Raw genomic sequence first — 13859 nt, forward strand, 5'->3', positions numbered from 1 at the left:
GTTGTTCGCAAGACCCGTTACACCTGCGGCGCCGGCCTCAACCCGGCGCTGCAGTTTGAGCCAGAGCCACAGCTCACAAAGCCGTGGTTCTTATTTGAAAAAATGACGACCAGCAGGGGCATCCGGGCTGGTACCCGGACTATCTGCGGGATCCGTGGTGGCTTTACCGAAGTCGCTGCTTCAGGACTTCAAAAGCCAATGCGGTTTCCACGCCGGTGGTGTCCCCTTACTGAGGGTGACCAAGCATGCAAGAAAGCGTGATGCAGCGCATGTGGGACAGTGCCCACCTATCTGGTGGCAACGCTGCCTATGTGGAAGAGCTCTACGAGCTCTACCTGCACGATCCCAACGCTGTGCCAGAAGAGTGGCGCACCTACTTCCAGAAGTTGCCTAGCGACGGCAGCGCCGCTACAGACGTATCGCACTCGACGATTCGCGACCATTTCGTCCTGCTCGCCAAGAATCAGCGTCGCGCCCAACCGGTTTCCGCCGGCAGCGTGAGCAGCGAGCACGAAAAGAAGCAGGTCGAAGTGCTGCGGATGATTCAGGCCTACCGCATGCGTGGCCACCAGGCCGCCAAGCTGGACCCGCTTGGGCTCTGGCAGCGTCCGGTACCCGCTGATCTGGCGATCACTCACTATGGCCTGACCGACGCCGACCTGGACACCACCTTCCGCACCGGTGGTCTGTTCATCGGCAAGGAAGAGGCTACTCTGCGCGAAATTCGCGATGCTTTGCAGCAGACATATTGCCGCACCATCGGCGCCGAGTTCACCCACATCGTCGATTCCGAGCAGCGCAGCTGGTTCCAGCAGCGCCTGGAAAGCGTGCGCGGCCGTCCGCAGTTCTCCGCCGAGGTGCAGAGCCACCTGCTCGAGCGTCTGACTGCGGCCGAAGGTTTGGAGAAGTACCTGGGCACCAAGTACCCGGGCACCAAGCGTTTCGGCCTGGAAGGTGGCGAGAGCCTGATCCCGTTGCTCGATGAAGTGATCCAGCGTTCCGGCTCCTATGGCACCAAGGAAATCGTCATCGGCATGGCCCACCGTGGCCGCCTGAACGTACTGGTCAATACCTTTGGCAAGAACCCGCGCGAACTGTTCGACGAGTTCGAAGGCAAGAAGGTCGAGGGTCTCAGCTCGGGCGACGTGAAGTACCACCAGGGCTTCTCCTCCAACGTCATGACCGCCGGTGGCGAAGTCCACCTGGCGCTGGCGTTCAACCCGTCGCACCTGGAGATCGTCTCCCCGGTGGTCGAGGGCTCGGTGCGGGCGCGCCAGGACCGTCGTAGCGACGTGTCCGGCGACAAGGTACTGCCGATCTCGATCCACGGCGACGCCGCGTTCGCCGGTCAGGGCGTGGTCATGGAAACCTTCCAGATGTCGCAGACCCGCGGCTTCAAGACGGGCGGTACCATCCATATCGTGATCAACAACCAGGTCGGCTTCACCACCAGCCGTGCAGAAGACTCGCGCTCCACCGAGTACTGCACCGACGTGGCGAAGATGATCCAGGCGCCGATCTTCCATGTGAATGGCGATGACCCGGAGGCCGTGCTGTTCGTCACCCAGCTGGCCGTCGACTATCGCATGCAGTATAAGCGCGACGTGGTCATCGACCTGGTCTGCTACCGCCGCCGCGGCCACAACGAGGCCGACGAGCCGAGTGGCACCCAGCCGCTGATGTACCAGCAGATCTCCAAGCAGCGGACCACCCGCGAGCTGTACGCCGAGTCGCTGACCAACGCGGTCAGTCATTCCGCGGACGAGGTGCAGGCCAAGATCGATGACTACCGTACTGCGCTGGACAATGGCCAGCACGTGGTCAAGAGCCTGGTCAAGGAGCCGAACAAGGAGCTGTTCGTCGACTGGCGTCCGTACCTGGGCCATGCCTGGACCGCGCGTCACGACACGCGCTTCGACCTGAAGACCCTGCAGGACCTGTCCAACAAGCTGCTGGAAATCCCGGAAGGCTTCGTGGTCCAGCGTCAGGTCGCGAAGATTCTCGAGGATCGCCAGAAGATGGGCGCCGGTGCGCTGCCGATCAACTGGGGCTACGCCGAAACCATGGCTTACGCCACCCTGTTGTTCGAAGGCCATCCGATTCGCATGACCGGCCAGGACATCGGTCGCGGCACCTTCTCGCACCGCCACGCGGCGCTGCACAACCAGAAGGACGCCAGCACCTACCTGCCGCTGCAGAACCTCTACCAGGGTCAGCCGCGCTTCGACCTGTACGACTCCTTCCTCTCGGAAGAAGCGGTGCTGGCCTTCGAATACGGCTATGCCACCACCCAGCCCAACGCCTTGGTGATCTGGGAAGCGCAGTTCGGCGATTTCGCCAACGGTGCCCAGGTGGTATTCGACCAGTTCATTTCCAGTGGCGAGCACAAGTGGGGCCGACTCTGCGGCCTGACCATGCTGCTGCCGCACGGTTATGAAGGGCAGGGGCCGGAGCACTCGTCCGCGCGCCTGGAGCGCTTCCTGCAGTTGAGCGCCGAGCACAACATGCAAGTCTGCGTGCCGACCACTCCGGCGCAGATCTACCATCTGCTGCGCCGTCAGGTGATCCGCCCGCTGCGCAAGCCGTTGGTCGTATTGACGCCGAAGTCGCTGCTGCGCCACAAATTGGCCATCTCGACCTTGGAAGACCTGGCCGAAGGTTCGTTCCAGACGGTGATTCCGGAACTCGACACGCTGGATCCGAAGAAAGTCGAGCGCATGATCCTGTGCAGCGGCAAGGTCTACTACGACTTGCTGGAGAAGCGCCGGGCCGAAGAGCGCCAGGACATCGCCATCGTGCGTATCGAGCAGCTCTATCCGTTCCCGGAAGACGATCTGGCCGAGGTGCTGGCGCCGTACAAGAACCTCAAGCACATCGTCTGGTGTCAGGAAGAGCCGATGAACCAGGGCGCTTGGTACTGCAGTCAGCATCACATGCGCCGTGTCGCCACCGCGCACAAGAAGACGCTGTTCCTTGAGTACGCCGGTCGCGATGCCTCTGCTGCGCCGGCTTGCGGTTACGCCTCGATGCACGCCGAGCAGCAGGCAAAACTGCTGCAAGACGCTTTTACCGTTTAACGCCTTCGCCCGAAAGAGGCGGCCCACCACGGCCGCCTCGCTGAAGAAACCGAATTAAAGGAACCACACATAATGGCTATCGAGATCAAAGCGCCTACCTTTCCGGAGTCGGTTGCCGACGGCACCGTTGCGACCTGGCACAAGAAGCCTGGGGACGCGGTCAAGCGCGATGAGCTGATCGTTGACATCGAAACCGACAAGGTTGTGATGGAAGTGCTGGCCGAGGCCGATGGTGTCCTCGCCGAAATCGTCAAGAACGAAGGCGACACCGTGCTCAGCGGTGAGCTGCTGGGTAAATTGAACGAAGGCGCTGCCGCCGCGGCCCCGAGCAAGTCGGCCGCCGAAGCGCCGACCGCCCAGGAGTCCGCCCCGGCCGCCGGCGGCGACGAGCAGATCCTGTCCCCGGCCGCGCGCAAGCTGGCCGAAGAGAACGGCATCGACCCGAACAGCATCAGCGGTTCGGGCAAGGGTGGCCGGGTGACCAAGGAAGACGTGGTCGCCGCAGTCGAAGCGAAGAAGAAGGCCCCGGTTGCAGCGCCGGCCGCCAAGCCTGCCGCCCAGGCCGCCGCGCCGAAGCTGGAAGCCGGCGACCGCGTCGAGAAGCGCGTGCCGATGACTCGCCTGCGCGCCAAGGTCGCCGAGCGTCTGGTCGAGGCGCAGTCCTCCATGGCCATGCTGACCACGTTCAACGAAGTCAACATGAAGCCGATCATGGAGCTGCGCTCCAAGTACAAGGACCTGTTCGAGAAGAAGCACGACGGCGTGCGCCTGGGCTTCATGTCCTTCTTCGTCAAGGCCGCCACCGAGGCGCTGAAGCGTCAGCCGGGCGTGAACGCCTCGATCGACGGCAGCGACATCGTCTACCACGGCTACCAGGATATCGGCGTGGCCGTGTCCAGCGACCGTGGCCTGGTGGTTCCGGTGCTGCGCAACGCCGAGCACATGAGCCTGGCCGAGATCGAAGGCACCATCGCCGCGTTCGGCAAGAAGGCCAAAGACGGCAAGCTGACCATCGAAGACATGACCGGCGGCACCTTCACCATTTCCAACGGTGGGGTGTTCGGCTCGCTGCTGTCGACGCCGATCGTCAACCCGCCACAGACCGCGATCCTGGGCATGCACAAGATCCAGGAGCGGCCGATGGCGGTCAATGGCCAGGTGGTGATCCTGCCGATGATGTACCTGGCGCTGTCCTACGACCACCGCCTGATCGATGGTAAGGAAGCCGTGACCTTCCTGGTTACCATGAAAGACCTGCTGGAAGACCCGGCTCGTCTGTTGTTGGATATCTAATCCGTTTGTCCTGAGCGCGACGGCCCCCACAAGGGGCCGTTGTCTTCATCCGAGAAGGAATGAGTTATGACCCAGAAATTCGACGTGGTAGTCATCGGTGCCGGCCCTGGTGGCTATGTTGCAGCCATCAAAGCAGCCCAGCTCGGTCTGAAGACCGCCTGCATCGAGAAGTACCAGGATAAAGAGGGCAAGATCGCCCTCGGCGGTACTTGCCTGAACGTCGGTTGCATTCCGTCCAAGGCCCTGCTGGACAGCTCCTGGAAGTACCACGAGGCGAAGGAAGGCTTCGCCGTCCACGGCATCGAGGCCAAGGGCGTGAGCATCGACGTACCGGCGATGATCGGTCGTAAGAGCAACATCGTTAAGAATCTCACCGGCGGCGTCAGCACCCTGTTCAAGGCCAACGGTGTGACCCTGCTGGAAGGCCACGGCAAGCTGCTGGCCGGCAAGCAGGTCGAAGTCACCGCGCTGGACGGCACCACCCAGGTGGTCGAGGCGGCGAACGTGATCCTGGCTTCCGGCTCCAAGCCGGTAGACATCCCGCCGGCCCCAGTCGATCAGGACGTGATCGTCGACTCCACCGGCGCCCTGGAATTCCAGAGCGTACCGAAGAAGCTGGGCGTGATTGGCGCCGGCGTGATCGGCCTGGAGCTGGGCTCGGTATGGGCGCGTCTGGGCGCGGAAGTCACCGTGATCGAGGCGCTGGACAAGTTCCTCCCGGCGGCCGATGAGCAGATCGCCAAGGAAGCCATGAAGACCCTGACCAAGCAGGGTCTGAAGATCCGCCTGGGCGCTCGTGTGACTGGCTCCGAAGTGAAGAAGAAGCAGGTCACCGTGACCTTCACCGACGCCGACGGCGAGCAGCAGATGACCTTCGACAAGCTGATCGTCGCGGTCGGCCGTCGTCCGGTGACCACCGACCTGTTGGCTGCCGACAGCGGCGTCGACATGGACGAGCGTGGCTTCATCTACGTCGACGACCAGTGCGCCACCAGCGTGCCGGGCGTCTACGCCATCGGTGACGTGGTGCGCGGCGCGATGCTGGCGCACAAGGCCTCGGAAGAGGGCGTGATGGTCGCCGAGCGCATCGCCGGCCACAAGGCGCAGATGAACTATGATCTGATTCCGTCGGTCATCTATACCCACCCGGAGATCGCGTGGGTCGGCAAGACCGAGCAGCAGCTCAAGGGTGAGGGTGTTGAAGTCAAGGTCGGCACCTTCCCGTTCGCAGCCAGCGGCCGGGCCATGGCGGCCAACGACACCGGCGGTATGGTCAAGGTCATTGCCGACGCCAAGAGCGACCGCGTGCTGGGCGTCCACGTGATCGGCCCAAGCGCTGCCGAGCTGGTTCAGCAGGGCGCGATCGGCATGGAGTTCGGCACCAGTGCCGAAGACCTGGGCATGATGGTGTTCTCGCACCCGACCCTGTCCGAGGCGCTGCATGAAGCAGCCCTGGCAGTGAACGGCGGCGCCATTCACATCGCCAACCGCAAGAAGCGCTGAGTCACGGGCGTATCGTCGCCGCGTCAGCTGGCCCCCTCAAGGGTGGGCAGTCGACGCCGGCGACAGCAGGACAATAAGAACCACGGCGATCTGCCCGCGTCGGCCCAGGTTTGGCGCGGAACGTACGTCGGACTGCTCTCGATGGCAGTCACAGGTGGCGCGGCACCATAAGTGCAGCGCCGAATGCGCAATACCCAAACGAAGACGGTAGACAAGCATGAATCTCCATGAGTATCAGGGTAAGCAGCTGTTCGCTGAATACGGCCTGCCCGTATCCAAGGGCTTCGCCGTAGACACCCCGGAAGAAGCGGCAGCAGCCTGCGAGAAAATTGGTGGCAGTGAGTGGGTCGTTAAGGCTCAAGTGCATGCCGGTGGCCGCGGTAAAGCGGGCGGCGTGAAGCTGGTCAAGAGCAAGGAAGACGCCAAGGCCTTCGCCGCCAACTGGCTGGGCAAGCGCCTGGTGACCTACCAGACTGACGCCAACGGTCAGCCGGTCAGCAAGATCCTGGTCGAGTCCTGCACCGACATCGCCAAGGAACTATACCTGGGCGCGGTCGTCGATCGCTCCAGCCGTCGTATCGTGTTCATGGCTTCCACCGAAGGCGGCGTGGACATCGAGAAAGTGGCCCACGACACCCCTGAGAAGATCCTCAAGGCCACCATCGACCCGCTGGTCGGCGCTCAGCCGTTCCAGGGCCGCGAGCTGGCCTTCCAGCTGGGCCTGCAGGGCGACCAGATCAAGCAGTTCACCCACATCTTCGTTGGCCTGGCCAAGCTGTTCCAGGACTACGACCTGGCCCTGCTGGAAGTCAACCCGCTGGTGATCAAGGCCGATGGCAACCTGCATTGCCTGGACGCCAAGATCAACATCGACAGCAACGCCATGTACCGTCAGCCGAAGCTGCGCGCCATGCACGATCCGTCCCAGGACGATCCGCGTGAAGCCCACGCCGCCAAGTTCGAACTGAACTACGTGGCCCTGGAAGGCAACATCGGTTGCATGGTCAACGGCGCTGGCCTGGCCATGGGCACCATGGACATCGTCAACCTGCACGGCGGTCAGCCGGCCAACTTCCTCGACGTAGGCGGCGGCGCGACCAAAGAGCGCGTGACCGAAGCGTTCAAGATCATCCTCTCCGACGACAACGTCAAAGCTGTTCTGGTGAACATCTTCGGCGGCATCGTGCGCTGCGACATGATTGCCGAAGGCATCATCGGTGCAGTCAAAGAAGTCGGCGTCAAGATCCCGGTAGTGGTTCGCCTCGAAGGCAACAACGCCGAGCTGGGCGCCAAGGTCCTGGCGGAAAGTGGCCTGAACATCATCGCGGCAACCAGCCTGACCGACGCTGCTCAGCAAGTCGTCAAAGCTGCGGAGGGCAAGTAATGAGCGTCCTGATCAATAAAGACACCAAAGTAATCTGCCAGGGCTTCACTGGTTCGCAGGGTACTTTCCACTCCGAACAGGCCATCGCCTACGGCACCCAGATGGTTGGCGGCGTGACTCCGGGCAAGGGCGGCACCACCCACCTCGGCCTGCCGGTGTTCAACACCGTCAAGGAAGCGGTCGCCCAGACTGGCGCCACCGCCAGCGTGATCTACGTACCGGCTCCGTTCTGCAAGGACTCGATCCTCGAAGCGGCCATGGGCGGCATCAAGCTGATCGTCTGCATCACCGAAGGCATCGCGACCATCGACATGCTGGAAGCCAAGGTCAAGTGCGACGAACTGGGCGTGGTCCTGATCGGCCCGAACTGCCCAGGCGTGATCACTCCGGGCGAGTGCAAGATCGGCATCATGCCGGGTCACATCCACCTGCCGGGCAAGGTCGGTATCGTCTCGCGTTCCGGCACCCTGACCTATGAAGCCGTGAAGCAGACCACCGACGCCGGCTTCGGCCAGTCGACCTGCGTGGGCATCGGTGGCGACCCGATCCCGGGCTCGAACTTCATCGATATCCTCAAGCTGTTCCAGGAAGACCCGAAGACCGAAGCGATCGTGATGATCGGTGAAATCGGCGGTTCGGCCGAGGAAGAAGCCGCGGCCTTCATCAAGGCCAACGTGACCAAGCCGGTGGTGTCCTACATCGCTGGTGTTACCGCTCCGGCGGGCAAGCGCATGGGCCACGCCGGTGCGATCATCTCCGGCGGCAAGGGCACTGCGGACGAGAAGTTCGCCGCCCTGCAGGACGCGGGTGTGAAGACCGTGCGTTCGCTGGCCGATATCGGCAAGGCCCTGGCCGAGCTGACCGGTTGGGAAGTCAAGAAGGCCTGAGGCTGACTTGATCGACAAAAGGCCACCTTCGGGTGGCCTTTTGTTTTTTAGGCTCCTGCAGGTCGTTCTGCAGAAATCCGCCAGGCGGCAGGCGCTATAGACTCAAGCGATGGGCTACTGCAGCCGATAAGCCGCATAGGCGCGGATGTGGCGCCCATGGCCCTACTCCTGTCGCCTGAGGATGCCTGCTTATGCGTTGGTTTGCCGATCTGCGGATTGCCTACAAGATGGCCATAGTGCCGGCCGTGCTCTGCATCTTGCTGGTTGTGCTCGGCGTCGTTTCGTCGCTGTCGCTGCGCAGCATTGCCGATCGGGTCGGGGTGGTCACCCGCGACCTGGGGCCAAGCATGGACCAGGTGGCTCAGGTCACCGACAGCATGGCGCGCCTGCAACTGGCGCTGAGCCAATATGCCCGCAGCGGCGAGGCAAGCGCCGCACAGCAGTTCAACCAGCTCGATGCGCACCTCGCGCAGGCTCTGCAGCACGCCGGCGAGCGTCTGCAGGACCCGGCGCAGAGCCAATTGCTGGCGCAGATCGAAAGCCTGCGCGAGCAGTACAGCCGGTTGTTTCGTGAGCAACTGGTTCCCCTCAGCCAGCAGCGTCAGGCCCTGGTCAGCGGCGAGCTGAGTCAGCATGGGCCGGCGATCGAGAAGGTCCTGTCGGCGGTACTCGCCGATGCCCAGATGAGCTTCAATCTGGATGCAGTGTTCTATTCCAGCGCCGGCATGCGCAACCTGCTGCTCGGTAGCCAGTACCTGTACCAGTTCCTCCAGGAGAATCAGGCCGAGCAGGCCAAGGCCTTCGCCCGCGAGCTGGCCAATGCGCAGAGCATGATTGGGGTGCTGCGTGACCGCGGCGGCAGCGAGCGCCTGACCGCGCAGTTGAATCAGGCCCTGGCCAGCCTGGAGCTGTACAAGGCCGCCGCCGGCAAGGTCGTCGAGCTGATCGATGCGCGCAACGCGACCCTGGCGCAGATGGACCGTATCGACCCGCAGATCGCCGACCTGGCCAAGCGCTTGCAACAAAGCCTGATGGATGCCATGCAGCAAGCGGGTAGCGCCGCCGACAGCACCGTGTCGCAGGTCAGCCGCCTGCTCTGGGTGGTGGTACTGGCGGCGGTGATGTTCGGGGTGCTGGTGGCCTACGGCGTGGCATCCGCTTTGCTGCGCACGCTGCGCCAGATCAACCTGATGCTGCAGGATATGGCGGAAGGCGAGGGCGACCTGACCAAGCGCCTGCCCGTCCTCGGCAGGGATGACCTCGGTCAGCTGGCTGTCAGCTTCAATACCTTCGTCGAGAAGATTCGCGCTACCGTGGCCGAGGTCGCCCAGGCTGCCCGTACCCTGGAGGGCGCCGGCGAGGATCTGCAGGTAGCGGCGCAGCGGGCCCATCAGAACGTCGAGCTGCAGCGTCTGGAGAGTGCCCAGGTGGCCTCGGCCATGACCGAGATGGCCGCAAGCGCCCAGCAGATGGCGCACAGCGCCGCTCACGGGCAACGGTTGTCGGATGAAGCGCGTCGCGCCGCCGACGAGGGACTCGACCGGGTGCAGGGCAATCGGCAGGCCATGCACAGCCTGACGGACAAGGTCGGGCGGTTGGCCGAGGTGATCGAGGCGCTGAGCACCGACAGTGAGCGGATCGGCTCGGTGCTCGCGGTGATTCGCGCCATTGCCGAACAGACCAATCTGCTGGCCCTCAACGCCGCCATCGAGGCCGCGCGGGCCGGTGATCAGGGCCGCGGCTTCGCCGTGGTCGCCGACGAGGTGCGCAGCCTGGCGCAGCGCACCCAGGTCTCCACCGAAGAGATTCAGGTCATCATCCAGTCCCTGCAGAGTCGCAGCCAGTCGTCCATCGAGATGATGGGGGAGAGCCGACATGCGGTCGACCTGGCCCGCGACAGTGTCGAACAGGCCAGCACTTCGCTGCAGCGTATCACCGGGGCCGTGGACACCATCGACCAGAATATCCAGCAGATGGCCGAGGCGGCGACCGAGCAGGCCAGCGTGGCGGAGCAGGTGGGCGCAGGCGTGGTGCGTACCAACGGCATCAGCGAGGATACCCATGCCACGGTGGAGCAGACCCGCGCGGCGGCGCAGAGCATTCGCACGCTGGAGAATCGACTGAGCCGCCTGATCGAGCAGTTCCAGACCTGATCCCCCCAGCGCTGGCAACGCTGCTCGCTGGCAGGGTGCTTGCTCTTGGCGCACCCAAGACCAAAGCCTTATAGGAATGCGACATTGGCTTGCGACGGATCGACTTCGCGATCGGCGTCGGTCGCGTGCCCGTGGCCGTTGCATTAGGGTGCGCCGCCCCCCGGCCTCACAAGGGCCGGGTGGCGCGTCACAGCCCACGTCGACCAGACAGGCATCCTTCCCTTCACCACGGGGAACCTTTGCACCCCCTCAAGAATTCCTGCTTTGGTATTGCTTCTTCCATGAATGCGTTGAAAACACCCGATATTCTCGCTCTCGGCTTCATGACCTTTGCGCTGTTCCTCGGCGCGGGCAACATCATCTTCCCGCCCAGCGCCGGCATGGCCGCGGGAGAGAATCTCCACTCGGCCGCCCTCGGCTTTCTCCTCACCGCTGTGGGCTTGCCACTGCTGACCATCGTGGCCCTGGCCCGGGTCGGTGGGGGCATGGCCGAGCTGACGGCACCGTTGGGCCGCCGCGCCGGCGCCTGCTTCGCCGTTGCCGTGTACCTGGCCATTGGCCCGCTGTTCGCCACGCCACGCACCGCCGTGGTGTCGTTCGAAATGGGCGTAGCCCCGTTCACCGGTAACGACGGCACGCCGCTGCTGCTTTACACCCTGGCGTACTTCGCCGCCGTGCTGTTCCTCGCGCTGAACCCCGGACGCCTGGTGGACCGCATCGGCAAGTTCATCACCCCGGTACTGCTGGCGGGGCTGTTGGTGCTCGGCGGGGCGGCGCTCTTCGCCCCGGCCGGCGCTGTGGGGGAAACGACCGAGGCCTACCAGGCCGCGCCCTTCGTCCAGGGTTTCCTGCAGGGTTACCTGACCATGGATACCCTCGGCGCCCTGGTCTTCGGTATCGTCATCGCCATGGCGATCCGTGACCGCGGCGTGAGCGAGCGCGGGCTGATCACCCGCTACTCGGTGATCGCCGGCCTGATTGCCGCCCTGGGGCTGTCGCTGGTTTACCTGGCTCTGTTCTACCTCGGTGCGACCAGCCAGGGCATCGCCGGCGAGGCGCAGAACGGCGTGCAGATACTCACGGCCTACGTGCAGCACACATTCGGAACCACCGGCAGTCTGTTGCTCGCGCTGGTTATCACCCTGGCGTGCCTGACCACGGCGGTCGGTCTGCTGGCGGCCTGTGGCGAGTTCTTCAGCGAGCTGCTGCCGGTTTCCTACCGTGTGGTCGTGGTGACCTTCGGGCTGTTCAGCCTGGTGGTGGCCAACCAGGGGCTGACCCAGCTGATCAGCGTCTCGGTGCCGGTGCTGGTCGGTCTCTACCCGCTGGCCATCGTCCTGGTCGCCCTGAGCCTGCTCGATAGCCTGTGGTTGTCGTCGCGGCGGGTCTTCGTTCCGGTCATGTCGGTGACCCTGGTACTGGGTCTGTTCGACGGTATCGCCGCGGCAGGCTTCAAGCAGTGGGTGCCGGCGCTGATCGGCGAGCTGCCATTGGCCGAGCACGGGCTGGGCTGGCTGGTTCCAGTCCTCGTGACGCTGTTGCTGGTCACAGTGCTCGACCGCACGCTGGGGGCGCCACAGCGCGTCCCGGCCTGAGGCCAGGCGCCGATCTGTCGCGGGCCGCTTGCGGACCTGGGTAGGAATGAAAGACCCGGCCACTGCGCCGGGTCTGCCAAGTCGTCCCCCGTCAGCGGCCGCTTCCCCCGAGGTTGAAGTGGCGGACCTGCTGGCTCAGTTGTTCGGCGAGTTGCGCCAGGCTCTGGCTGGCTTCGGTGACCTGGGTCGAGCCTTCGGCATTGCCGCTGGCCAGGTCGCGGATCATCTGCACGCGCTGGCTGATGTCCTGGGCCACCGCAGCCTGCTGCTCGGCTGCGCTGGCGATCTGTACGGCCATTTCGTTGATCTCGCGATTGGCATCGCTGATGGTTTCCAGGGCATCTCCGGCCGCTAGTACCCGATTCGCCCCGGATTCGGCCTGCCCCTGGCTCTGGCTCATCGCCCCCGCCGCCTTCTGGGCACCGAGCTGTAGGCGTTCGATCATTTCCTGGATCTCCATGGTGGAGTCCTGGGTGCGCTTGGCCAGCGAGCGCACCTCGTCGGCGACCACGGCGAAGCCGCGGCCCTGATCGCCGGCCCGCGCCGCCTCAATGGCGGCATTGAGGGCGAGCAGGTTGGTCTGATCGGCGATGCTGCGAATCACATCGAGGATGCTACCGATGTCCGCCGTGTCCTGCGCCAGCGCCTGCACGGCCGCCGCCGCGGCGCCGATATCCCGGGACAGGGTCTGGCTCGACTCGACCATCTGCCCGACCAGTTGATGGCCGACATTGGCCGCCTGATCGGCGCGCTTCGCCGCTTCCGCGGTCTGGCTCGAGTGCCGGGCGACTTCCTGCACCGTGGCCGCCATCTCGGTCATGGCGGCGGCCACTTCGATGGTGTGCAGTTCCTGCTGCTTGAGGTTGTGCTGGGTCGAGGCGGTGGTGCTGGTCAGCTGCGAGGCGGACACGCTGAGCTGGCTGCTTGAGCTCAGTACATTGCTGACGATCTCCCGTAGTTTGCTCACCATCTGCCCGAACGAATGCGACAGAACGCCGAACTCTCCGCCGCCTTGGCCTTCGAGGTCGGTACCCAGCTCGCCGGCGGCGACTTTGCGGGCTTCGTCGCTCAGGCGCTGCAGGGCCGCGCCGACCTTGCGCCGTATCGCCAGGATGCCGACTGCGGAGATCAGGATCAGCAGGGCAACGACCAGGCTGACGGCCATCATGTAGCGCTCGCTGATATCACTGTACTTCGCCACGGCATCGCCGGTGCGGCGGTCGAGCAGGGCGTAGAAGGCATCGACCGGCTGCATGATCTTGGCCTTTTCCCGGTGATAGTCCGGGTCGTGCATCAGCCGACTGGCCAGTGCCAGATCGGGCTCACCTTGCCGCGTGAAGCCGCCCTGGCCATCGGCGAAGCGGCCCTTCACCGCGTTCATCGCTTGCGTCTCGATCAGTACCAGGGTGTCCGAATTGGCCTGGGCTTCTTCCAGCTTGTCCAGTTCGGCCTCGGTGAAACCCTGGCGCTGCATCAGCTCGAGCAACGGAACCCGCTGGCCATCTGGCCTCGGCGCGGGCTGGCCGGCGGCGATGAAGTCCCAGTACAGGCGCTCGTATTGCTGCGGGCGGGGCAGTTTGCCGTTGCGAATGTCCAGCACCTGCCAGTACTGCCGTTCGTAGGCCGGATCGCCGCTTACCGCATAGGTACGCGCCAGGCGGGTAAGGTCATCGGAACTCTGCCTCAGCTCGTCCGCCAGCAGGTAGGACTGATAGCGGTTGGCCTGGCTCGCGGTGAGTCGCGCCTGATTGCTGATCATCAGGTACACCAGAATCGCCAGCAGACCTGTGCAGAGGATGATGGCGGAGAAAATAAGGGAAAACAGGCGCTGTACGGACATGACGGCTCTCCTTAGCAGTCGAGGACTTGGACTTCCTGTCAGAGCGAGGCTGATATCGCTGGACGAAGCGGGGCTGGTCGCGGAATAAAAGCGCATCTCGCCAGTTCAACGACCCTTAGAGACTTGT

At 64.1% G+C, this 13859-nt stretch carries 7 protein-coding genes and 3 pseudogenes; 8 read left to right on the forward strand and 2 right to left on the reverse strand.

Going from position 1 to position 13859, the window contains the following annotated elements; all coding sequences use genetic code 11:
- Window positions 1–245: 245 nt before the first annotated feature.
- The 8 genes and pseudogenes from LPB260_RS00720 (at window position 246) to brnQ (ending at window position 11892) form a co-directional block, all read left to right on the forward strand.
- Window positions 246–3077 (forward strand): 2-oxoglutarate dehydrogenase E1 component, encoded by a 2832-nt coding sequence (locus LPB260_RS00720; RefSeq protein ID WP_208706744.1) that lies wholly within the window; start codon window positions 246–248, stop codon window positions 3075–3077.
- Between the two features lie 72 nt (window positions 3078–3149).
- On the forward strand, window positions 3150–4370 hold the full coding sequence (odhB, locus tag LPB260_RS00725) for a 2-oxoglutarate dehydrogenase complex dihydrolipoyllysine-residue succinyltransferase (protein ID WP_208706745.1): 1221 nt from the start codon (window positions 3150–3152) through the stop codon (window positions 4368–4370).
- Window positions 4371–4436: 66 nt separating this feature from the next.
- Window positions 4437–5873, forward strand: a complete 1437-nt coding sequence (gene lpdA, locus LPB260_RS00730; RefSeq protein WP_208706746.1) for a dihydrolipoyl dehydrogenase — start codon at window positions 4437–4439, stop codon at window positions 5871–5873.
- Window positions 5874–6090: 217 nt separating this feature from the next.
- Window positions 6091–7257, forward strand: coding sequence for an ADP-forming succinate--CoA ligase subunit beta (sucC, locus tag LPB260_RS00735; protein WP_208706747.1), 1167 nt, complete (start codon window positions 6091–6093; stop codon window positions 7255–7257).
- The gene (sucD, locus tag LPB260_RS00740; protein ID WP_208706748.1) at window positions 7257–8144 is read left to right on the forward strand and encodes a succinate--CoA ligase subunit alpha; all 888 of its coding nucleotides are present in this window, start codon (window positions 7257–7259) and stop codon (window positions 8142–8144) included. The genes sucC and sucD overlap by 1 nt, the downstream gene beginning before the upstream one ends.
- A 191-nt stretch (window positions 8145–8335) precedes the next feature.
- Window positions 8336–9442, forward strand: a pseudogene (locus tag LPB260_RS29210) (HAMP domain-containing protein); the annotation flags it as partial.
- 261 nt (window positions 9443–9703) lie between these two features.
- Window positions 9704–10297, forward strand: a pseudogene (locus tag LPB260_RS29215) (methyl-accepting chemotaxis protein); the annotation flags it as partial.
- A 281-nt stretch (window positions 10298–10578) separates the two neighbouring features.
- Window positions 10579–11892, forward strand: a complete 1314-nt coding sequence (gene brnQ / locus LPB260_RS00750; protein WP_208706750.1) for a branched-chain amino acid transport system II carrier protein — start codon at window positions 10579–10581, stop codon at window positions 11890–11892.
- A gap of 91 nt (window positions 11893–11983) precedes the next feature.
- Here the strand turns inward: brnQ and LPB260_RS29220 are convergent, their stop codons facing one another.
- Both LPB260_RS29220 and LPB260_RS29225 read right to left on the reverse strand, forming a co-directional pair.
- Window positions 11984–12862 carry a methyl-accepting chemotaxis protein gene (locus LPB260_RS29220; RefSeq protein ID WP_371926154.1) on the reverse strand — a complete coding sequence of 293 codons (879 nt, stop codon included), beginning with the start codon at window positions 12860–12862 and terminating at the stop codon, window positions 11984–11986.
- Window positions 12854–13828 (reverse strand): annotated as a pseudogene (locus tag LPB260_RS29225) (HAMP domain-containing protein); the annotation flags it as partial. The gene LPB260_RS29220 and the pseudogene LPB260_RS29225, both read right to left, overlap by 9 nt.
- Window positions 13829–13859: the final 31 nt, after the last annotated feature.

The sequence above is a fragment of the Pseudomonas sp. LPB0260 genome (assembly GCF_013388395.1).

Excerpts from the sequence above, each read along its gene's own strand:
- sucC (WP_208706747.1), top strand. The coding sequence starts at position 6,091 with ATGAATCTCCATGAGTATCAGGGTAAGCAGCTGTTCGCTGAATACGGC.
- LPB260_RS29220 (WP_371926154.1), bottom strand. The coding sequence starts at position 12,862 with ATGGTGAGCAAACTACGGGAGATCGTCAGCAATGTACTGAGCTCAAGC.
- lpdA (WP_208706746.1), top strand. The coding sequence starts at position 4,437 with ATGACCCAGAAATTCGACGTGGTAGTCATCGGTGCCGGCCCTGGTGGC.
- brnQ (WP_208706750.1), top strand. The coding sequence starts at position 10,579 with ATGAATGCGTTGAAAACACCCGATATTCTCGCTCTCGGCTTCATGACC.
- odhB (WP_208706745.1), top strand. The coding sequence starts at position 3,150 with ATGGCTATCGAGATCAAAGCGCCTACCTTTCCGGAGTCGGTTGCCGAC.
- sucD (WP_208706748.1), top strand. The coding sequence starts at position 7,257 with ATGAGCGTCCTGATCAATAAAGACACCAAAGTAATCTGCCAGGGCTTC.
- LPB260_RS00720 (WP_208706744.1), top strand. The coding sequence starts at position 246 with ATGCAAGAAAGCGTGATGCAGCGCATGTGGGACAGTGCCCACCTATCT.